This is a genomic window from Nocardia sp. NBC_01730 (assembly GCF_035920445.1).
Classification (GTDB): domain Bacteria; phylum Actinomycetota; class Actinomycetes; order Mycobacteriales; family Mycobacteriaceae; genus Nocardia.
In genome coordinates this window covers 8,163,652-8,182,427 of sequence record NZ_CP109162.1, presented here as the reverse complement: position 1 = coordinate 8,182,427, position 18,776 = coordinate 8,163,652, and the positions used below count along the sequence as shown (strand labels likewise).

Below are 18,776 nucleotides of genomic sequence, written 5' to 3'. Positions count from 1 at the left end.
TCGAGCCGTGGGAGCCGTGAGGAGCGGGGAGGACGATGAAGTTACTGGACCCACGTGGGTTCGGAATGGTGTGCGCGACCGGGGCGGTCGCGATCGGGTTGGTCGTCGCGGGATGCGCGAATCGGGTGGAGGGTTCGCCGAGTCCGAACGCGAGCGACCTGGCGGCGTACAAAACCGAGGCGACGTCCTCGTCGGCGGCGGCGACTTCCTCGCGGCGGGCGGCAGCGCAGGCCAAGGCGATCTCCGACAACTGCGGCCCGTTCCCCACCACTACCGGCGCCGGTGTTTCGAAGTACAACGAATTCGTCGACGCGCATGATTCGAACGCGCCCGACTACGTCGCCAAGCGGGATGGGGCCGCTTCCACCCTCGAGGACGCCGCGAACACGGTGGAGCGCGGCGTGAGCGCCGTCAAAGACACGCTGCCGCCCGATCTGGCCAGCAAATTCACCGAGTACGTGAACGCGGCACGCGCGCTGGCCGACGAGACGCGCAGGATGACCTACACCGCTCCGGTCAGCGCGCTCAACGACGCGAGCAAGCGGGTGAACGACGCTCGCAACGTCGTCCGCGACTCCTGCCCCAAACGCTGAAACAGCCGTTGACACTTCGGCACAACGCGACATTCGGTGCCTATTTCGTCGGATCAGCTTGCGCTGAAGCCCGTAACCATGTTCGCTTGCAACTAACTACTGTCGGGAGTTGAGGAGGACACCACCGTGGTCGCCGCGGCGGACGCGCAGAACTACGCTCAGAAGCTTGGCATCACACACGGCTTGGTTGTCCAGGAATTGGGTTGGGACGAGGATGTCGACGACGACCTGAGGGCCGACGTCGAGGACTCGATCGGCGGCGAACTCGTCGACGAGGATTCCGACGAGGTCGTCGACGTTGTGCTGCTGTGGTGGCGCAACGGGGACGGTGATCTGGTGGACGCGTTGATGGACGCGATCAGCCCGCTCGCCGACGACGGTTTCGTCTGGGTACTCACACCCAAAACTGGGCAGCCGGGCCATGTAGAGCCCAGCGAAATAGCAGAATCCGCACCTACCGCCGGTCTTACCCAGACCTCGGCGATCAACCTCGGCACCTGGACGGGTAGTCGTCTGGTGCAGCCCAAGGCGCCCTCGAAGCAGCGCTGACCCACTTCGCTATGGTTTTCACCGGGCGGTCTCGCACGGCCGCCCGGTGAAGACCCGACACGATGGAGGACTTGCGATGCCACTCGAGGTCGGCACTGTCGCCCCGGATTTCACACTGAGGGACCAGAACAACCAGAACGTCACCTTGTCGGATTTCCGCGGCAAGAAGAACGTGCTCATCGTGTTCTACCCGCTCGCGTTCACCGGGATCTGCCAGGGTGAGTTGTGCAAAGTGCGCGACGAGCTGCCGAAGTTCCAGAACGACGACGCGGAAATCCTCGCGATCTCGGTCGGCCCGCCACCCACACACAAGATCTGGGCCGCCGAACAGGGCTACACCTTCCCACTGCTGTCGGACTTCTGGCCGCACGGCGCGGTGGCTGACGCCTACGGCGTCTTCAACGAGAAATCCGGCTATCCCAACCGCGGCACGTTCGTCGTCGACCGCGAGGGCCGCATCCGTTTCGCCGAGATGAACGGCCCCGGCGAGCCCCGTGACCAGGCGGCTTGGGAGAAAGCGCTCGCCGCGCTAGATTCATAGACCGTCGGCAACGATCCGGGCGTATAGCTCAGCGGTAGAGCACTGGTTTTACACACCAGCGGTCGGGGGTTCGATCCCCTCTGCGCCCACCAACGTCGATGCAGCTAGAGGGCATCGGCAACGTTCGAATCGTTTGCCCCACGCACGTTTCGTGGGGCAAACGTGGGGCAGCGGAATCGCAATTGCCACGGATCGAGACCCCATTGCCACTTCAACCAGGCTGCAGCCTCTTCACAGGCGACCCCTCTGCGGTCAGAACTCTGGCCGCTTTTCGGGAGGCAGCGTCATACTCAGCCTTCGGCCGGAGGCGGACTTGCCGCATAGTGGGATAAGTCCAGCCCGGTTCTCCAGGTTCCGGACCCCAGTCATCAAGCCACCACGGCATGATCTCCAACACACTGTCGATAGATCTACCGTCGGGCCAGACTGCGAACTCTATTCCGAACATGCGTAGCGCATAGATGCAGTTGTTGACGTAGCTCAGGCCGGCCAGCACATCTCGCGCCTCATGCTCAGTGATGGTGACGGTTCGTCGACTGTGCTGCGCCCAGCCGTCGCTCTGCGTCATCTCGTCGGGCTCGCGGTATGGCACTCGCAGCAGAGTTACGGTCTGGTTAGGGGTAGCCCCTTCGATCGAGATGAAGTGCAGCATGTGGCCGAGATCATCGCGCATTGCCTTTGCGCTCTCGCACTCGGCTGTCCACTCGGTGTCGCTCGGCAGTCGGACGTTGATCTTTCGCGCGATTCTGCGCATGTCGCGGGCGACATGCTCGCCGTCGGGGTAGAAGAACGGCGGATCAGTCGGTGGGTCTTCAGCAAGTACGTAGCGGAAGAACCGGATCTGCTCAATCACCGTCTCCCACGCCCCGCACACCTGCCAGAGCAGACGCTCAATCGGCGGGGAGGGGATGAATAGCCGCTCCTCGGCCTGCTGGTCCGCTTCGATCCGCCGACGGATTTCGCGGGAAGTCATCAGTCGTGGCTTATCGCCGCCCTGATCGGGCGCGGGGTCATCTGCGGTGCTCACTTGGCCAGGGTCCTACGCAGGGTCGCACGACCGATACCCGGGGTCTCGGCGATCAGTGACATCGGCCGCCGTGGCCCGCATGCGCTCGGCGAGGTTGACGCACAGGCAGCAACTCGACTTGAGCGCACCCTTCCTGTTGTGGTCCATCCCTCACCTCGACCCGACCGCCACACTCGCGCCCTAACTGCGTTGCCTCGGGAGAGATTGGTTACACGCCCTGACGGTCAGCGGCGGCGCTTACTGGCCCGGTATGGCGATGGCCCGTTCCCAATGAATGAGACCACTCGGTATTAGAGTCCCGTTGGCCCTGGTGAGGGCTGGAAGGGACACTGAGGGACATGGCAGGACGTAAGCGGCATTCCGCGGAGGACATCGTGCGGAAGCTGCGCCGTGCCGACGAGCTCGCTGCCGCTGGGCAGACGGGTGAGCAGATCGCTGCTGATCTGGGAGTGTCGGCGGCGACGTTGTATAACTGGCGCCGCCAGTACGGCGGGGTGGACACCGATGCCGCGAAGGAGCTCAAGGAACTGCGTGAGCAGAACGCGAGGTTGAAGCGGCTGCTGGCGGACGCGGAGCTGGAGAAGGACGCGCTGCGGGAGATCGCGAGGGAAAATTTTAGGCCCGGCCAGCAAGCGGCGGGCTGTTGACATGCTCAAACAGGTGATGGGCATGTCGGAACGGTTCGCGTGCAAGGTGGTTGGGCTGCATCGGTCCACGTATCGGCAGCTGCCAGCTGCGCAGACCCCCGCCGATCCGGATGTCGGGTTGCGGGTCTGGCTGCGTTCCTATGCCACGAAACATCAAGGGCACGGGTTCCGGCGTGCGTGGGCGGCGCTGCGGTTCGATGAGGGCTCGCAGGTGAACAAGAAGAGGGTGCACCGGCTCTGGCGGGAGGAAGGCTTGCAGGTGCGGGCGCACTCGCCACGCAAGCGGGCGGGGTGCTCGACTACGCCGCTGGTTGATGCGGATGCACCGAAGGTGGTGTGGGCGTTGGACTTTCAGTTCGACTCCACCACGGATGGGCGCGCGGTGAAGATCGCTTCGATGATCGACGAGCACACCCGTGAATCGCTGCTTCACCTGGTGGAGCGCTCGATCACCGCCGAGCGGCTGGTGGCCGAGTTGCAGGAGGTGTTCACCGCGCGCGCTGGGCCACCGAAGGTGCTGCGTATGGACAACGGTCCTGAAATGATTTCCCATGCGCTGCAACAGTTCTGCGCCGACCGGGTAGGGATCGTCTATATCCCGCCCGGCACGCCGTGGAACAACGGCCATATCGAATCGTTCAACCGGCGGTTACGCAGCGAGTGCCTCAACCGCAACCACTGGACGAGCCTGCTCGAGGCCCGCGTCGTGATCGGCGACTTCAAGGACGAACACAACCGACGGCATCGGCATTCGGCGCTGGGCTATCTGACCCCTGCCGAGTACGCTGCCCGCTGCAGCCACACCCACCACCCCGTGGCCTGCAGCATCAACTGAATCCGGACGAAACAACCCGGACTCCAATGCCGGGTGGTCGCCTTATCGGGGACTGGTCAGCGACACATCGCGCTCGTCGATGTGCCACTTGGCTGGCGGGTAGAGCTGCCGGACGATGTCGATGTCACCGGCGAAAACCTCCGGCAACAGATAGTCCGGTACGAGCACGCCGAGCCCGGCAACCTGGTCCACATCGATAGGAACCTGCTCGGCCCGACAAAGGCGTTTGAGTGCGGCTTGCCGCGACGACGAAACCTTGCCGGTCACAACGAGATCCGAGTCCAGCATCGACGACAGGTCAGGGATCGAATGCGCTGTAAAAGCGCGCGAAGACCGCCACACTGTAATTGAGAGCAGCTATGACTGCTGGCGATTCCCGCGGCAGAGCTATCGAGCGGATCGAGGTATCGGGATGACTGAGCAAGCGCAGCCGACAACCGTGTCCGATCCCGAACAGTATCTCGCGGCAGCAGAGAAGCTGATCCTCGAGTTGCCGGTGCAGACAGAGTTCATCAACGCGGACGTACACAACGCGATGCGAGCCGACGGATGGCCAGAGTTATCTGAGCCTCGCCGGTTCGGCCCAATGCTCCTGCGGCTGCGTGGTGAAGGTTTCATCGAGAAGGTGGGGTTACGGTCCACTCGAGCGCGTTCACATGGGGGTATGACCTCGGTGTGGCGGCGCACAGCGAGGAATCAGTCAGGAACAGGTGATGTGAACGGCGCTCGGCATACCTGACCGACTGCCGACCGGTAGCTGTTTCCAACGCTGCAAAGTTGCTGCCGGGGTCACTACTGCACCGGGTCGGCACTCGGTCCGCCCGCTTGGAGCCGCGGTAGACCAACACATCTTGACTTGCGCACCCTGACCCTTTTGGGCGGCCTGCCTCCGCGGCGAGCGGATTCTTTTCCGCGGCCCCCGGGTCGCGCAGTTCTTCGGGCTGTAGCGATGGCTGGTCTGTGTGCTGTGTGTCCCTCTCGGTGTGGCCTGAGGGCTTCTCGATCGCCACGGCGGCGGGCGTCAAGGGTGGCGCAGCCATCGGCGCAGCCGACGCGACGTAGGAGCGCCCTTGATGCCCGGTGCCGGGGTGATAGCCCTTGTTCAGGCCACACCGAGAGGGACACACAGCACGCCCGCGCGCAGGCCCGCGCGACCGCCAGGTCGCGGTACCCGCTCCTGATCGCGCCGCGCTACGCACCCTGCCACCACGCACAGCCGCGTGCAGTAGACCGCAGCTACGCGTACCTGACGCCACCACCGTCACCGACTCTTACGCAACCATCTAGCCAACTTTCCGATGCCCACCCAACGCAACCAAAGTCTTTGTCTTTTCACCCCACCCCCATCTACCTCTCTGACCTGTTTTGATTTTGAATCTCTCCACCCACCCAGTTCCACATCTCGTCCCCGTTTCACGTAGTGGGGATGAGATGTGGAACTGGGTGGGTGGAGGGATTCAACGGCGCGAAGCGTCGTTTTCGCAGGTCAGAGAGGTAGATGGGGGTGGGGTGCGCCTGCGAAAAGTGGAGACAAGTTGTCTCCACTTTTCGCAGGGTTTTCACCCGGTTCTCGCCGGGTTTTCGCTCTCCGGCGGCGCGCGAGATCAACTGCTGAATCCGGAATTAGGACACAGGAATTCAGCCCAGTTCCTGGCGCTGGGCGGTCAGAACCGAAGGCTCTCGAGGTCTGCGGCGAGCATCTTCGGAGACTCTTGGCGCAGTGATCTGCTACCGATCGGCAATCGATCTGGATGGCGGCGCGGTGCGCCGTGCGCGGCCTTCGGCCGCGTGTCCCTGGTGCGGGGTCGCCTGCATTGTGTTCCCGCGCCACTCACGCCTCAAGGGCGCCTACGGCGTCGCCTGCGGCGATGGCCTGCGGCCACCCTTGACCCGTGAGCCTCTGCGCGAGAAGAGCAGGCTATAAGGGGCAGGCCGGTGGCCTGCCCCGGCGGAGGCGCACGCGCCCCCGCACCAGGGACAAAAACAGCCCGCCGACGTTTCGGTCGGCGGGCTGGTAGCGAAGAATAGGACGGGCCCGGACGCTGAGCTGCTCCGGGTACGCGAAGGCCCCTGCCGACTGGGACTCGGCAGGGGCCTTCTTGCTGGTCAGACGCGGGTCAGGCGACTACTCGTCATCCGCACCGAGGTACGCGGCGACCTCGGCGAGAGACGCGTCGTTCGGCGGCTCGTACTTGGCCTTGTACAGCTTGGGTGGTGCGTAGTCGGCGTTGAACGCCGTCCCGGTGCCGGTGTACTGGATAGTCACCCGGGCACCGTTACGCAGATCACTGTCGCCCGCGGCGAGGATCGCGGCCTTGAGCGCCTTCTGCAGGTTGCCGCGTACGAACAGCTTGCGGGCGCCGTCGTCGTCCGGGTCGGTCTGCCAACCGGTCAGGATCACTACTTCCAGCTGCCGAATTGGGTTGCCTTGCCGCAGTTTCGGCTTGCCGGTCTTCGGGTCCTTCTGCGCGGTCAGCTCCTGCGAGACGACCAGACCGGCCACGGTCGTGCCGGGCTCGTCGTTCTTGCCGAACGCGCTACGGATGACCTTCGGCTCCTCGGCCATGATCCACGATGTCATTTTGGTTACTCCTTGGTTATCGATGCTGGGTTGTGGGTTTATCCGGCGATCAGCCGGACGTTTTGGGGTGCGGGCAGCGCCAGCTGCTCCGTGTGGGTGTCGCCCTCGGTCTTGATGCGGGCGAGGATCTTGCCGACAGTGCCGTGATGCAGACCGACGATCGGGGCGATGTCGCGGTAGGAAAGGCCGGCCAAGTGCAGCCGGAGGATCTCCGCGTCGCGTACTGCTGTCGCATCGATCCCGACTGATGTCGCATCCATATCGGCGTATGTCGCCTCAGTGTCGCCGCTGTAGCGGGCGATGTCGCCGGTCGTCTTCTCGGCGACGGGTGCTGTCGCCTTCGGCTCCGGAATGCGCGGGACCTCCAGCAGGGCGGTGAGGGCGTGCGTGACGGCCAGCGCGGCCACCGGAGCGGCGCCAGCCACAGCCGCGGCGGCGAACTGAGGCAACTCCAGATGCTCCGCCTTCCACGCATGGACGCCATTGCCAATCAAAGAGACCAGCTCAGCGGCAGCGAGTTCAGCCCAGAAGAACCAGCGCGTGGCTTTCGGGATCCTCACGCCGATCTTCTCGCGCCGGTTCAACGCGACCAGAGAGAAGGCGGCCTGAACGATCGGGCCGTCCACGATCACCGGGGCGCCCCACGCCAACCAATCCGGGATCCCGGACATCATCGCCACCCCATGCAGCGCGATCGCCGACCACGAGAACGCCGCAATACTCACTGCCGCAAGCGACAGCAAGGCGACAACCTCAGCGACATTCCACGACGGCGGCGACGCCACCGGCGACATGTCGGCGGCGGTCGGCGACAGGGCGACGCTGGATGGCGACATGGCGGCGGCGGGGTGCGACAGGGTGTCGCTCATCGTTCGATCCCTTCCCGGTTGCGGTTGGTGACAAGGCCCGCGAACGCGTGCCCGTAGATCGGTTGCGGGACCAGACGCTCACGCTCGGCGTGCAGCGCGTTCTCACTCGCGAGATCCAGCGCGTTGTCAAGATCGCTAGCAAGCTCCCGGTTACGGTCCTCCAAATCGGCGGCGCGATGCTCGGCGGCATCCCTCTCCGCGATCACGGCAGCGAGCTGCTCCTCCAGCACCGCCGCACGCTCGTTCGCCGCAATGACCCGAGCTTCCAGCTCGGCGTAAGACTCCAGGGTGTAGGGGCGCAGCGGTTCGAATCCGTCAGCCTGGGACTGCTGACGGGTCTCGGTAGTGGTCACCGCTCCATCTCCTGCCCGCAGTCACGATCGTTGACCAGACCGGAGAACGCGTGACCCGGAATCGGTGCCCGGTCGGTCGAATCCTGACCGATCTCTGGCGACGAGATGTTCCACTCGCCGTTGCCGGTCAGTTCTCGGACGTGCAAAAGGCTGCGCTCCTGCATCGGGGTGAGTCCCGCTCGGTCGACCGCGACCTGATTCATGAACTGGTGCATGGTCTCCGGAGACCGCGACCAAGCCCTTTTGGCATCGAACAGGTAATTCCACGCCTGTCCGTAGTCGTCACCACGGTGAGCCCACTTCCTGAAGACCTGGTGAGCCTCGTCGGACAGCCCGTGCGCCTTCTCGTCGGTATCGGCCTGCCCCGCTGCTTCACGCAGATCCAACAGGCGGTCGAAGTCTGCCCGCATCAACATCTCGTTCGGGTCCTCGACTCGACCCACATAACGGTTGATGTACCGGTCATCCAGATCGTTGCTGCTCATCGCTCCATCTCCTGTTCCCGGTCACGACCGTTGATCAGGCCCGCGAACGCGTGACCTTTGATCGGTGTGCGGTGTGCCTCGGTCAGCGATTCCGACCAGGAACCGTGCCCGGTCAGCTCGCGGGCCTGCTGCTGGCTGCGCCACTCGGTGCCGGACAAGCCGCATAAGCCCGCGGCCTGGTCGATGTTGATCTGCTCGTGGAAACGGCACATTACTTCGGGTGACCGTTTCCAGTCGTCGTGGGCGTCTTGCAGGTACTGCCACGTCTCGCGCTCGTCGCTGAGCTGGCCGCCCCACCGCTGGTCGATCGCGTCGGCCTGGTTGCTGAGCTGATAGCGCTCTTCCGCGGTCTGCACGTGCGGCATGTTGTCGCGTATCTCCTGCATGCGAGCGAAGTCCGCGCGCATCAGCACTTCTTCTGGGTCGGCGACTTTGTCGACGTACTGGTTGATGTACAGGTCATCGAGTTCGTTGGTGCTCATCGCTCCATCCCTTCTTCCCGGTCGCGGCCGTTGACCAGGCCTGCGAAGGCGTGGCCTTTGATCGTCTGGCGGCCGTTGGTGTTTCCGTTGGTCGCGACCTGCTCGGCTTGCCGCTCCGGGCTGCCGTAGCGCTCGTGCGCCGGTGTGCGCTCGGCCAGCTTCTGCACGGCCTCGTCGCGTTCGCCGCGCAGTTGGTCACGCTCGGCGGTCATCGCGGTCAGCTGCCGCGTCAGCCGGGCGTTGGCGTCGGTCAGCTGGTTGTTGTGCTCGATCGACAGCCCGTGACGGGTGGTCAGTTCCGCGATCCTGTTGTCCCGCTCGGAGACCCGGTCGCGCAGCTGGTTGTTGCGGTTGGCGGCATCGACCAAATCACCGGATAGCTGCTCGATCTCGTTGGCGCGGGCGTAGAGATCTTCGGCGAGCTGGTCACGCTCGGCCGCGATCTGTTGCGGCGTAGCGGTCAGCTTCTGCTCGTCTCGCCAGCGTTCGTGCTCGATGCCTTCGCCCCAGTACGCCACCTCGTCGGCGACCATCGCTCGGCCACCCTCAGCGCGGAACAGCGGATCGGTGCGGTCCTCGGCGGTTGTGTCGTGGACGGCGACGTGCACGGTGGTCCCGGGCGCCGACCGAATATCGGCCATCTGCCGACGCGTCCACGCCGCAGACTCGGCCTCGGTCGCGTGGTGACCGGTCTCGTACACGACCTGGTTGGCGTTCTCGGGCAGGTAGGTGACGGTGCTGCTGAAACGTCCCGAATCCTGCTCGGCCTCACGGGCCCGCAGCTGGAAATCTTCACGGTGCACCTGACCGGTCAGCGTCCGCTCACGCAACACGGCCTCCCGCCCGGCCAACTGCTCGGCCACGATCTCGGGACGACCCCAGTCGCTGTATTGCGCAGCAGCGTTGAAGGTGTCGGTGGTCTCAACATGGAGGGTGGTGCCGTCGGCCCACCCCGTGTGGCTGATGCTGCGCTGCAACCAACTGGTGGCGGAGTGCTCGGTAGCGAACGAACGAGATTCGGTGAGCACACCACCATCCGGATCAGTCCACGTCATCTGCGCGCTGTAGCGGTAGCGGGTGACCTGGGCCGCGTCGATACGCGCGAGCAGCGCCTCCTCGAGATTGGCGCGGCGCGCGGCGTCCAGGCCCTTCTGCCAATCCTCACGCTCCCGCTCGGCGCGCTGGTTGACGTTGGCCGTCTCGCGGGCCACACGGGCGCGGTAGTGCAGCGCCTCAAGCCCTTTGACCTTGTGGGCGCGGGAGAACAGGTTGCCGGTCTTGAACTCCGGGAACACCGTCGCGGCGTCCAAACCGTCCAGGGCGATGCCCTGTTCGGTGCGGGTCAAGTGCCCGTCGCCGACGAACTGGCCGGCCAGGCGGTCACGATGCTCGGCCAGAGAGCGGGCGTCGCGGGCGCGGCGGTCATGATCCACGCGCGGATCGCCTGCCCGGTGTGTGACTGCTTCGGCGTGCAGCCGGTAGCGGTTCACCGCCTGGTTGGTCCAGGACAGGTGATGGGCGCGGGACTGCTGCTGCTCGCGGTGCTCCTGGCGGACCAGACGCGAGATCTCCTTGCGGGCCCGGCGGCGCTCCAGCCAGTTCGCTGCCTGGGCGTGCCGCTGCATCGCGGTCATCATCGCGGTACTGAACTTGCGTGCCTCGGCGACGATCTCGTCTTCGGGACTGCGATCGGACATGATCAGATCTCCTTCACGGAATCGGTGTTGGTGGCCTCGACGGCGTCGGGGCCGATGAAATCCGGGTACTGGTAGGGCGAATCGGCCGGGATCTCGACGGGTGTCGGGGCGGGCCGGGGTGCCTGCCTGGGCAGCGTCGGCGGCGCGAACTTCGCAGTGTTCATGCGGGTTTCGGCGGACTGCATAAGCTGTTGGTCCAGCAGCGACAGCCGCCGATGCACATCCCGGCCGCGGCGGCGGTGGAACTCATCGAGCAGCGCGGCGAGATGATCGCTCCAGGCACGGTGCTGCTCGACACCTCCGATCAGCCACGGGTTTTCGTGGACCTTGGTCTCGGCGTGCTCGATCCCCGTGATCAGCTGTGGCACCGACAGTTCCTCCAGCGAGGCAACCGGGTGCTTGCCGCCGATGAATCCCGGCACGAACTTCGCCCGGATCTCCGCGGTGATTTCCTGCCGGGCTCGGGTGCGCGCACGGGAACGGGAACGCTCGGCGTCCTCCAGCCGCTCCAGCTCGGCACGGTCGGCGGGCGAGAGTCGGCGACGGGCCAGAGCCCGTTCCGCCTGCCCCCACAGGTCCATGTCATCGAAAGCGATGACTCCGGCGACGGTGACAGCACCGGCGACAACGCCTGCGGTCACGCCGACGATCGCGGCCCGGAAGTCGTTGTGGTTCATGCTCAGTTCTCCTTCTGGTTGGGTTGTGCGGACTGCTGAGTGCAGGACGGGGTGGCGGTGCGGCGTTCTGCTGCGCGGGTGATGTGGCGTTTGATCCAGCTGGCGGAGTCGGCGATGGCGTAGCCGCTCATGCGCGCGGATTCGATGGGGCTGGGGCGCCCGGCACACATCCACACCGAGAACCCCGACAGTCCGAGGCCGTAGACAGCGAGCGGGCCGGTCATCGGCAGGGTGGTGGCGGCGACCACACAACCGGTGGTGGTGGTCAAGGCGGGAGCCCACAGCCGCAGGCCGTCCCGGATCCGGGTGGCGCGGTCGACGTGCGGGGCCAGCGCGCGACCGAGGTTGCCGCCGTCGGGGACGACGGTTTCCTGCCGCTGGATCCGCTCGACCAGCTTCTTGGTTGTGCGGCTGGACATGTCCTCGGCGAGCGGGGCCAACAGGTCCATCTCGGCTTGGCGCTGCTCGTCGGACAGGCCGGAGATTTCCTCTCCGTGGTCCTCGGGGTTGATGTTCGGAACAGACATGTGCGGTGATCTCTCTCTCGGGTTAGTCGTGACGGCGGTTGATCAGCGAGGCCAACAGGCGGGCATCCAGCGGGGACACCCGACCGAAGCGGGCACCGCCAGAGACGGCGGCCAGCACGGCCACGCGGTCGGCGAGCTGGTTCGGGTCGAGCAGGAACGTCCCGCCGTTCGTGTCGCGGTTCGGTTTTGACATCGGTTGTGCTCCTTTGGATTTCGTGGGTTCGTACTGGTTCAGGCGTGGCGGTGTTTGCGCAGGTCGATGACCGGCGCCAACGGTGAGGGTTCGGTGGTGACAGTCCGCATCTGGGACAGGCCGGGCAGCGGACGCAGCGAGGCCAGCTGCCTCTCATCGAGCGGGGACACCCGGCCGAAGCGGGCGACGCCACCGGAGACGTGCACGACGTCGCCTTTGCCCATGGCGCGCAACCGGTTCGGGTGGACCAGCAGCTTGTCATTGGCCTGCACGTTGCCTTCATCGCCTGCGGCTGAGCCGCCGATGAGCTTGCGGGAGAGGTCGAAATCGCGGCGGGTGCCGTAGTTTTCGGCGAGCTTGTCGCCCTTCTCCTGACCGCCGAGCAGTGAGCCACCCGAGGCGGCGGTGACCAACGCTTCGCGGGCGTCGTCGTCGTGACCGAGCCCGTTCCAGGACTGGGCGAACCACCAGGTGGAGATCCCGGCCTTACGCAGCCGCTCCACCCACGCCTTCGCCCGGGTCTTGCCATCAGACACCGCAGAGAACTCGTCCACAGTGAGGAAGGCCTGGCGGCCGTGTTTACGGTCGGCGAGCTGTTCGAGCATGCAACCCAACGCCGCGAACTGGGCACGGGCCCGGTCCGGGGACTTGATGCCCTCCAAGATGACGTAGAGGACATCGAAGTCGGTGAACAGCTTGTCCCCGTCGAACGCATCACCGAGTGACCGGTACAGGTTGCCGAACTCCGCACGCGCGGAATCCATCACCGGCTGCTTACCGGCCTTGGTCGAGGCGATCTCCGCGTCCACGCCCGGCACACCGGCCCACGGAACGGTGTCGTCCCAGGTCCCGCCCCACAGCTTCGCGAGCTTGTTGACATCGAACCGGGACAGGAACTCGATCCAGTTCCGTGGCGGGTTCTCCCCGACCGGCTTGCCGTCGACCACCTTCGCCGGGGCGTCCACGATCAGGTGGATCAGCGTCTCGCGGATCTCGTGGAAGTACTTCTCCGTATCTGAGGTGGGTGTCGAGCCGCCCGAGATCATCGCCGACAGGATCGAGCGCAGGTCATCGACCTTCGGTGTCGACCACAAGTCCAAACCGGTGGCATCGGGGAAGATCCCGATCCGCTCCTTGGGCACCCCGAGTGCCTCGAACCACGGCATCAGCTTGCTCGCGGCCTTCCGCGAGTCCGGGCCGCCGTTGCAGTCGATCACCAACACCAAAGGCCGGCCGGGACGATCCAGCCGCCACCACTGCCGATGACGCTGCCAACCGGTCACGAACCACGACACCAACATCCGGTTCATCAACGTCGACTTGCCCTTACCAGAAGAGGCGACGCTGGTCCCGTGCTCGTTCATCTTGATCCACGGCACGATCAGCCGGGTCTCGTTGCGCGCCAATAGTGCCCGCGTCCGCGACTTCGCTGGAGCCTGGGTCGACTCGGTCGCCAGGCGGCCGATCACCGGATGCGGGTTCAAACCCCCGGTGGAAAACGGCAGCCGGTAGCGCGACAACCGCGCCGCCGCGCGCTGCTCGCGCTGGGTGCGCAGCCACAACGCCCGCTCCGTGGCCGCAGGAGACTGCAACCCGTTGGTCGCGATCTGCACACGCCGGTTGGTGAAGGCGAACATGGCCGTGATCCACGCCGCCGGGATCAGCAGCACCGTCATAGCCGCGAGCCCGTGCGCGGGGTTACCGGCCACCAGCTCCGCAGCGCCCGCGGTGAACTGGGTGACCGGGGCCGACCAGTCGCACCCGTTGAGCATGATCGCTGAACCCGGCATCGCGACAGCCGCGCCGATCATCCAGTTCCGCAGCCGGGCCGGGGACCACGCCAACAGGTTGGCGACCAGGAAGATCGCGCCCGCCGACACCAACCCGAACACCGCACAAGTGCCCGCAATCATCAACGCGTCGATGAACCCGTCCAAGGTGATCTCCGGCAAGGTGATACCGAACAGATTGCCGTCGTGCCCGCTGATCGACGGGAACGTCGGATCGATATGCGGGGAACCGGTACCCGGAACCTGGGACTGCTCCGGGACGGCCGGTACCTGCGACGGATACGGCTTCGCGCACTCAGGACGGAAATCGATCACCTTCTGGCAGACCGAATCCTGGTGAATAGGGAAATCGGTGCTCATCACGACACCGCCTCTCCGGTGTCGCGGCCGACGAACGCGGCCTGGTTGATGTGGTCAGAGGCCCCGCCCTCGATCACCGATAAACCGGGACGAAGACTGCGAGCCGTACTGGTAGTGGTGGTGTCGCCGAGCACTTCAGCAAGCGCCGCCACCCGCACAGACGGGCCATCCACACCGGAAGCAGCGCGCGCAGCAACCTTGATCACGTTGCTGATCTCGCCGTTCCTGCAGTAGTAGATGACCTTGTCGCAGTCGGCTTTCCCCGCAGCCTGCTTCGCCTTGGCGACCGCAATCCGGGCGGCGGCTGCGTTCTTCGCAGTCAGCTCGACCTCGACCGCCCAGAACTCGCCCTCGCTGGTGTAGAAGCGGCCATCATGGATGTGCGGGCGCGACTCCCCCGCCTTGACCGGGCCAACCTGGGCACGCAACTCCCGCTCCGAAATCCACCGGTCCAGATCCAGCCCGACCAGCGCCAATCGCACATCCAGCACAGCTCGCACATGCGCAGCCATCTTCGGTGTCGGCGTCCAAAACTGTGTGCTCAGGCCCGTCAGACCTTCGATCGCCGACCGGGTCGGAAACACCCACGTCGGGCCCGGCACCGGCCGGACCTTCAACGACGAGATCAGCTTGGCCTCACGCCACTTCGCCACATGCCGATACGCGCTCGACATCCGCACACCCAGCATCTGAGCGACCGCATCCAGTGGCGCCCCATACATGAAGGCCAAAATCGTCAACACGGTCATCTGCCGCGGACCGATCCGAAATGCTGTCATCACCTCTCCCATCCCTCGCGATCTCGACTGGAGATCAGGCCCTCGAACGCGTGACCCCGAATCGGAACCCGGTCGGCCTGAACTGATTTCTGCTGCTGGCCCGCCTGTTCGGCCTGCTCGATCTCCGCGACCGTCACGTACTGCGGCGACACCGGCCGCAACCGCTGACCCGAACCCAGCCATTGACCCGGCCCACGGCCAGCAGTCCGGACCTGCTGCGGCTGCGGGTCATCCACCCGGACCTGCCGACCGGACTCACCACGACAGCGCGCACCCTCTGCCAGGTGCGGCAAATCGGTGACCGGAACCAGCCGAGACGCAGCATGAACCTGGGACTGCTCACGCTGCTGCGGCTGCGAGCTACGACGGCGGCTCACCGCTCCCACCCATCCCCATCACGACCAGAGACCAGGCCAGCGAACGCATGCCCCGCAATCGGCTCCCGCGCAGACGGGTCAGCCCAGCCAGGGCCGGGATCCCCGGCCGTTTCCAGCTCCGACCGGTCCATGCCGCGCCGCTCCGCAGCACGCAACTGGTGCTCCCGCGTCGCCCGCGCCAACGCCTCCAACTGCGCAGGCGTCGCCTCCCGCTTCGCAGCGGCGAGATTGACGTCATAGAGATATGCAGTCAACGGCTCCCGGTCGGCACGCCGACGCCGCTGCACCTTGGCCGCGATGTCCTGGCCATTCGGGCGCAAACCGTCGGCAGCCAACTGGCGACGGGTCCGCAAATGCGTAGGCGCGGTGCGCCATTCGTACACCGGGATACTGCCCTGCTGCGCTGGTGCGGTCATCGCGTCACCACCGGCGCCTGGGAGCCCGGGACGCACGACCCCGGCGGCTCCGCCGGAACCCCGGCATTGACCGGACGGCAGATGTTCGGCGACGGCGTGTAGTCCTGGTAATCGACCCACGCCGCCGTGCACCCGCCCATCGCGACGAGCAGCAGCAGCCCGAACGCTGCGAGCCGCACCGCCGGCGGCAAAACGCCCAGCGGCGCGTACACCGCGCCCATACCGGTGAACTCCGGACCAGCCATCGAATGCAACGGGTTATGCGGACCACGGCCACGGTCGAAATGAGTGACCGTGTACCCCTGAACAGGCGGGTCCTGCCGCCACGGCGCAGTCACCGCGACCACCCCTGATCACTCCCGGACCGATCATCCAACGCACACCCCGGCCGATACTCGGCGAGGGCGCTGTCCGGCCCTGCCTGCGCCGGGCTCGGAGTATCGGCCTGCTCACGCTCCGGCTGCGGATACTCCCGGACTTTTTCGGCCAGCTCCCGCGCCGACCCAAGCCAGCGCGCCGACACAGCGGCCATATCTTCGGCTGCGTAACCGAGACGCTTGACCGTCCCTTCGATGTTGACGCTGCCGAACTCCTCAGGGCACCACTCGGTCGGACCCGGCTTGTCGTACCGGTCGGCGTGCGCCTCCAACGCCCGATAGCGGGCCTGCAACACAACCGTCCGCTGCCGCAACAACTCCCGCTCACGGATGATCGCGTCCAACTCATCCAACAGGTCCGCCGGATCATGCAACGGCTCGCTCGTGCTCATCGCCGAACCCCCCACTGCCGCGATGAACGCCACAACGCCACCGCGCCCAACAGCAGCGCCGTGAACCCGACAACCTCCGGCGCCGTCAGCACCAGGTAGCCGATCGACACGGCAGCAATCGCGAAGCCGAACGTCCTGCCACGCATCACGCCGCGCCGCCTTCGCGCAATGGACGCACGAGCGCAAGCACCTGGTCGCGCTCGACCTTGATCAGTCGCGGGCCGACCTGGAAGCCCTCCAGCAAGCCGCCCTCGACCCAGCGCCGGACGGTCCTCGGGTGCACTCCGCCGGCCAGCTCCGCCGCATCCCGAAGGCTGATCAGAGTCGCGCGCTCGCTGACCGAACTGTTTCGTCTGCTCATGAATGTCACTCCTTTGACGACTTGTCATTGTGTATACCTAACAAGGTATACCTAGTTGGGTATACACACAAGAGTCTAGGTATACCCAGTCGGTGGAGTGCACGAAAAAGGGGCCCGACCAGGCAATATGGTCAGGCCCCTAAAGAAGACGAAGGAGAGCTAGGGCGCAGGAGCCGCTTCCGCCGAACCCGGGCCGGAAGCTCCAGGGAGGGCCATCCGGAAGAGGAATGCGGTGTAGAGGTCACGGGGGTATGAGATGGTCGAGATCATCAGAACCCCGCCGTCCGCAGTCAGATAGCGCTGATTTACGGACTTGACCAGCTCACCAGGAGTGGTTCCAAGCCAATCGGCATGCGTTACAGCGGGAAGCGAATCGCTGATCGTCTCCTCAAGGAGCGCCGCGGTTTCGACCCCCGGAGCACCGATCGGCTGGTAGGTGTCCGAGATCGAGATTGGACGCCTGTCCTCGCTCGCACGAGTGATCACATGGACCAGTTGAGCACCCACCTCGACGCCTAGCTTCTCGGCCAACTCATCCGTCGCCTCGACCGTCGAGGTGTCGCGCTCGACCACGACAGAACCATTCGCAGACTCGTTTCGGAACGTAATCTCAGGGTCCTCGAGCTGCCGCTCAGGTGACACCCGTGTGTGGTTCGGGCTATCCGCCACAAACGTTCCCTGACGACGCACCGTCCGGACGAGTCCCTGACCGAGCAGTAGCTCGACCGCCTTGCGGATCACGATCCGCGATACACCGTTCCGCTCCGCCAACTCGTCGAGACTGCGCAACTGTGTCCCAGGCGGAAGTTCGCCCGCCCGAATCTGGCGGGAAAGTTCGCCCGCGATTCTCACGTATGCCGGTTCTGTCATGTCATCCCCTATCGAATGGTCACGGTGGGTCAGAATCCCTCCGAGGTCCTTTGTATACACAACTAGGTATACATACAACCATCCTAGGGTGTCGGTCGGGTATCCGGCTTTACGTCCGCCGTGACCAGCACTGAGCCCGGTCATGCAGGTTCCACCACGTGACGAATTGTGCGTCTTCGTCCACAAGCTCCCACGCTGCTTCAAGTTTGTCGAAGAAGTCGTCGACTCCGGTCTTCCCCCCGCGCGGTTCGCCAATGTAGATCAGACGGTCGCCGCCTGCACGCTCGTATGAGTCCAGCGCATCTATGGACATGCGATTGCCCCACCCCGGCGGCCAGCACAGAAACAGCAAGCGACGCAACTCCTCGCCTGACTGCCGAGCCTCCGCCAGTTCGGCCAGATTTCCGACGTGCCCCCAAACAGACTGCTGCCCAGGACTGTCCCGGAATGACGCATTGGCTTGCTGGTCGGGTGGCTCCGAATCGAAGGCCAGAACGTCGAGTCCGATACGACGTAGTTGACTTGCCCAATAGCCGCGGCCTGCGCCCAACTCCAGCACTCCCCGACCGGCCGCCATCGCCGCCACCCATTTCAGGGTTTCCGGGGCGGGCACTGCGTAGGCGAATGCCTCCTGCAACACGGTCTGAGCGAACGCCAACCGAACGGACCCGGTCGGGTCGCCGCCGTTCACTTCCCGCCTGCCATCTCCCGCTGCAGCGGCACCGACTGACGGGCCAACGATGTCCCAGTACGGATTTGTGCTTTCGCCTCCGGCCATGAAGTGGAGTAGCCGAATGTCGAAAGCATGGTCCACGTCGGCGTTGCCGGTGCCGGACAGCCTGGGCGCCGTATCCAAGTAGTCGGCAACTACGGGATAGGTTGTGCGGAACCGCTTCTCGTCACCAAGTAGACCTGCCAGCTCGTCACGACGCTCCTGCGTCAGTAGAAATCCCGTCATACCGTCGATTGTGCCGATATCGACGAACGCCCGTTCGCGA

The 18,776-nt window shown here is 65.2% G+C and carries 25 protein-coding genes and 1 tRNA gene; 5 read left to right on the top strand and 21 right to left on the bottom strand.

Going from position 1 to position 18,776, the window contains the following annotated elements; all coding sequences use genetic code 11:
• Nucleotides 1-35: 35 nt before the first annotated feature.
• The 4 genes from OHB12_RS33725 to OHB12_RS33710 all read left to right on the top strand — a co-directional run bounded on the left by OHB12_RS33725 (nt 36) and on the right by OHB12_RS33710 (nt 1,775).
• The gene (locus tag OHB12_RS33725) at nt 36-593 is read left to right on the top strand and encodes a hypothetical protein (protein WP_327114196.1); all 558 of its coding nucleotides are present in this window, start codon (nt 36-38) and stop codon (nt 591-593) included.
• A gap of 126 nt (nt 594-719) precedes the next feature.
• The gene (locus OHB12_RS33720) at nt 720-1,142 is read left to right on the top strand and encodes a DUF3052 domain-containing protein (protein ID WP_327114194.1); all 423 of its coding nucleotides are present in this window, start codon (nt 720-722) and stop codon (nt 1,140-1,142) included.
• Nucleotides 1,143-1,218: 76 nt separating this feature from the next.
• A complete protein-coding gene (locus tag OHB12_RS33715) occupies nt 1,219-1,683 on the top strand; it encodes a peroxiredoxin (protein ID WP_327114192.1) in 465 nt (154 codons plus the stop codon).
• A 17-nt stretch (nt 1,684-1,700) separates the two neighbouring features.
• Nucleotides 1,701-1,775: transfer RNA gene (locus OHB12_RS33710), tRNA-Val, on the top strand.
• A gap of 119 nt (nt 1,776-1,894) precedes the next feature.
• On the opposite strand, the gene OHB12_RS33705 is transcribed toward OHB12_RS33710, so the two are convergent.
• Complete coding sequence (locus tag OHB12_RS33705; protein ID WP_327114190.1) at nt 1,895-2,710, bottom strand: hypothetical protein; 816 nt, start codon at nt 2,708-2,710, stop codon at nt 1,895-1,897.
• Nucleotides 2,711-3,048: 338 nt separating this feature from the next.
• Between OHB12_RS33705 and OHB12_RS33700 the strand changes: the two genes are divergently transcribed.
• Nucleotides 3,049-4,192 (top strand): IS3 family transposase gene (locus OHB12_RS33700; RefSeq protein ID WP_327114188.1). Its coding sequence is split into 2 segments (ribosomal slippage): nt 3,049-3,314 and nt 3,313-4,192, totalling 1,146 coding nucleotides; the frame shifts between segments, so codons are not numbered across the junction.
• A gap of 42 nt (nt 4,193-4,234) precedes the next feature.
• Here the strand turns inward: OHB12_RS33700 and OHB12_RS33695 are convergent.
• From OHB12_RS33695 to OHB12_RS33600, 20 genes are all read right to left on the bottom strand, one after another.
• Nucleotides 4,235-4,459, bottom strand: coding sequence for a hypothetical protein (locus OHB12_RS33695; protein ID WP_327114186.1), 225 nt, complete (start codon nt 4,457-4,459; stop codon nt 4,235-4,237).
• Between the two features lie 1,858 nt (nt 4,460-6,317).
• Complete coding sequence (locus OHB12_RS33690) at nt 6,318-6,773, bottom strand: hypothetical protein (protein WP_327114185.1); 456 nt, start codon at nt 6,771-6,773, stop codon at nt 6,318-6,320.
• 38 nt (nt 6,774-6,811) lie between these two features.
• Nucleotides 6,812-7,642 carry a DUF2637 domain-containing protein gene (locus OHB12_RS33685; RefSeq protein ID WP_327114184.1) on the bottom strand — a complete coding sequence of 277 codons (831 nt, stop codon included), beginning with the start codon at nt 7,640-7,642 and terminating at the stop codon, nt 6,812-6,814.
• Nucleotides 7,639-7,995 carry a hypothetical protein gene (locus OHB12_RS33680; RefSeq protein ID WP_327114183.1) on the bottom strand — a complete coding sequence of 119 codons (357 nt, stop codon included), beginning with the start codon at nt 7,993-7,995 and terminating at the stop codon, nt 7,639-7,641. Before OHB12_RS33680 ends, OHB12_RS33685 begins: the two co-directional genes overlap by 4 nt.
• Nucleotides 7,992-8,480, bottom strand: a complete 489-nt coding sequence (locus tag OHB12_RS33675) for a hypothetical protein (protein ID WP_327114181.1) — start codon at nt 8,478-8,480, stop codon at nt 7,992-7,994. The genes OHB12_RS33680 and OHB12_RS33675 overlap by 4 nt, the downstream gene beginning before the upstream one ends.
• Nucleotides 8,477-8,962 carry a hypothetical protein gene (locus tag OHB12_RS33670; protein ID WP_327114179.1) on the bottom strand — a complete coding sequence of 162 codons (486 nt, stop codon included), beginning with the start codon at nt 8,960-8,962 and terminating at the stop codon, nt 8,477-8,479. Before OHB12_RS33670 ends, OHB12_RS33675 begins: the two co-directional genes overlap by 4 nt.
• Nucleotides 8,959-10,659 carry a hypothetical protein gene (locus tag OHB12_RS33665; protein WP_327114177.1) on the bottom strand — a complete coding sequence of 567 codons (1,701 nt, stop codon included), beginning with the start codon at nt 10,657-10,659 and terminating at the stop codon, nt 8,959-8,961. The genes OHB12_RS33670 and OHB12_RS33665 overlap by 4 nt, the downstream gene beginning before the upstream one ends.
• Before the next feature lie 2 nt (nt 10,660-10,661).
• Complete coding sequence (locus OHB12_RS33660; RefSeq protein ID WP_327114175.1) at nt 10,662-11,336, bottom strand: hypothetical protein; 675 nt, start codon at nt 11,334-11,336, stop codon at nt 10,662-10,664.
• A 2-nt stretch (nt 11,337-11,338) separates the two neighbouring features.
• Nucleotides 11,339-11,863 carry a hypothetical protein gene (locus tag OHB12_RS33655; RefSeq protein ID WP_327114173.1) on the bottom strand — a complete coding sequence of 175 codons (525 nt, stop codon included), beginning with the start codon at nt 11,861-11,863 and terminating at the stop codon, nt 11,339-11,341.
• A gap of 22 nt (nt 11,864-11,885) precedes the next feature.
• Nucleotides 11,886-12,056 (bottom strand): hypothetical protein, encoded by a 171-nt coding sequence (locus OHB12_RS33650; protein ID WP_327114171.1) that lies wholly within the window; start codon nt 12,054-12,056, stop codon nt 11,886-11,888.
• Nucleotides 12,057-12,094: 38 nt separating this feature from the next.
• Nucleotides 12,095-14,206, bottom strand: a complete 2,112-nt coding sequence (locus OHB12_RS33645; protein WP_327114169.1) for a hypothetical protein — start codon at nt 14,204-14,206, stop codon at nt 12,095-12,097.
• The gene (locus tag OHB12_RS33640; protein ID WP_327114167.1) at nt 14,206-14,988 is read right to left on the bottom strand and encodes a hypothetical protein; all 783 of its coding nucleotides are present in this window, start codon (nt 14,986-14,988) and stop codon (nt 14,206-14,208) included. The genes OHB12_RS33645 and OHB12_RS33640 overlap by 1 nt, the downstream gene beginning before the upstream one ends.
• Complete coding sequence (locus tag OHB12_RS33635) at nt 14,985-15,362, bottom strand: hypothetical protein (protein WP_327114166.1); 378 nt, start codon at nt 15,360-15,362, stop codon at nt 14,985-14,987. The genes OHB12_RS33640 and OHB12_RS33635 overlap by 4 nt, the downstream gene beginning before the upstream one ends.
• Nucleotides 15,359-15,778: an RRQRL motif-containing zinc-binding protein gene (locus tag OHB12_RS33630; RefSeq protein ID WP_327114164.1), complete on the bottom strand. Its 420-nt coding sequence runs from the start codon at nt 15,776-15,778 to the stop codon at nt 15,359-15,361. The genes OHB12_RS33635 and OHB12_RS33630 overlap by 4 nt, the downstream gene beginning before the upstream one ends.
• Nucleotides 15,775-16,116 carry a hypothetical protein gene (locus OHB12_RS33625; RefSeq protein WP_327114162.1) on the bottom strand — a complete coding sequence of 114 codons (342 nt, stop codon included), beginning with the start codon at nt 16,114-16,116 and terminating at the stop codon, nt 15,775-15,777. Before OHB12_RS33625 ends, OHB12_RS33630 begins: the two co-directional genes overlap by 4 nt.
• Nucleotides 16,113-16,547: a hypothetical protein gene (locus tag OHB12_RS33620; RefSeq protein WP_327114160.1), complete on the bottom strand. Its 435-nt coding sequence runs from the start codon at nt 16,545-16,547 to the stop codon at nt 16,113-16,115. The genes OHB12_RS33625 and OHB12_RS33620 overlap by 4 nt, the downstream gene beginning before the upstream one ends.
• The gene (locus tag OHB12_RS33615) at nt 16,544-16,696 is read right to left on the bottom strand and encodes a hypothetical protein (RefSeq protein ID WP_327114158.1); all 153 of its coding nucleotides are present in this window, start codon (nt 16,694-16,696) and stop codon (nt 16,544-16,546) included. Before OHB12_RS33615 ends, OHB12_RS33620 begins: the two co-directional genes overlap by 4 nt.
• Nucleotides 16,693-16,908, bottom strand: coding sequence for a DNA-binding protein (locus tag OHB12_RS33610; protein ID WP_327114156.1), 216 nt, complete (start codon nt 16,906-16,908; stop codon nt 16,693-16,695). Before OHB12_RS33610 ends, OHB12_RS33615 begins: the two co-directional genes overlap by 4 nt.
• Before the next feature lie 159 nt (nt 16,909-17,067).
• Nucleotides 17,068-17,922: a GntR family transcriptional regulator gene (locus OHB12_RS33605; RefSeq protein ID WP_327114153.1), complete on the bottom strand. Its 855-nt coding sequence runs from the start codon at nt 17,920-17,922 to the stop codon at nt 17,068-17,070.
• Nucleotides 17,888-18,736: a hypothetical protein gene (locus OHB12_RS33600; protein ID WP_327114151.1), complete on the bottom strand. Its 849-nt coding sequence runs from the start codon at nt 18,734-18,736 to the stop codon at nt 17,888-17,890. The genes OHB12_RS33605 and OHB12_RS33600 overlap by 35 nt, the downstream gene beginning before the upstream one ends.
• Nucleotides 18,737-18,776: the final 40 nt, after the last annotated feature.

Bases quoted from the DNA above. Each gene is read 5' to 3' on its own strand.
- OHB12_RS33670 (WP_327114179.1), bottom strand. From the start codon at position 8,962: ATGAGCACCAACGAACTCGATGACCTGTACATCAACCAGTACGTCGAC.
- OHB12_RS33660 (WP_327114175.1), bottom strand. From the start codon at position 11,336: ATGAACCACAACGACTTCCGGGCCGCGATCGTCGGCGTGACCGCAGGC.
- OHB12_RS33650 (WP_327114171.1), bottom strand. From the start codon at position 12,056: ATGTCAAAACCGAACCGCGACACGAACGGCGGGACGTTCCTGCTCGAC.
- OHB12_RS33715 (WP_327114192.1), top strand. From the start codon at position 1,219: ATGCCACTCGAGGTCGGCACTGTCGCCCCGGATTTCACACTGAGGGAC.
- OHB12_RS33645 (WP_327114169.1), bottom strand. From the start codon at position 14,206: ATGAGCACCGATTTCCCTATTCACCAGGATTCGGTCTGCCAGAAGGTG.
- OHB12_RS33600 (WP_327114151.1), bottom strand. From the start codon at position 18,736: ATGACGGGATTTCTACTGACGCAGGAGCGTCGTGACGAGCTGGCAGGT.
- OHB12_RS33610 (WP_327114156.1), bottom strand. From the start codon at position 16,908: ATGAGCAGACGAAACAGTTCGGTCAGCGAGCGCGCGACTCTGATCAGC.
- OHB12_RS33725 (WP_327114196.1), top strand. From the start codon at position 36: ATGAAGTTACTGGACCCACGTGGGTTCGGAATGGTGTGCGCGACCGGG.
- OHB12_RS33655 (WP_327114173.1), bottom strand. From the start codon at position 11,863: ATGTCTGTTCCGAACATCAACCCCGAGGACCACGGAGAGGAAATCTCC.
- OHB12_RS33630 (WP_327114164.1), bottom strand. From the start codon at position 15,778: ATGACCGCACCAGCGCAGCAGGGCAGTATCCCGGTGTACGAATGGCGC.
- OHB12_RS33685 (WP_327114184.1), bottom strand. From the start codon at position 7,642: ATGAGCGACACCCTGTCGCACCCCGCCGCCGCCATGTCGCCATCCAGC.
- OHB12_RS33620 (WP_327114160.1), bottom strand. From the start codon at position 16,547: ATGAGCACGAGCGAGCCGTTGCATGATCCGGCGGACCTGTTGGATGAG.
- OHB12_RS33690 (WP_327114185.1), bottom strand. From the start codon at position 6,773: ATGACATCGTGGATCATGGCCGAGGAGCCGAAGGTCATCCGTAGCGCG.
- OHB12_RS33605 (WP_327114153.1), bottom strand. From the start codon at position 17,922: ATGACCGGGCTCAGTGCTGGTCACGGCGGACGTAAAGCCGGATACCCG.
- OHB12_RS33665 (WP_327114177.1), bottom strand. From the start codon at position 10,659: ATGTCCGATCGCAGTCCCGAAGACGAGATCGTCGCCGAGGCACGCAAG.
- OHB12_RS33675 (WP_327114181.1), bottom strand. From the start codon at position 8,480: ATGAGCAGCAACGATCTGGATGACCGGTACATCAACCGTTATGTGGGT.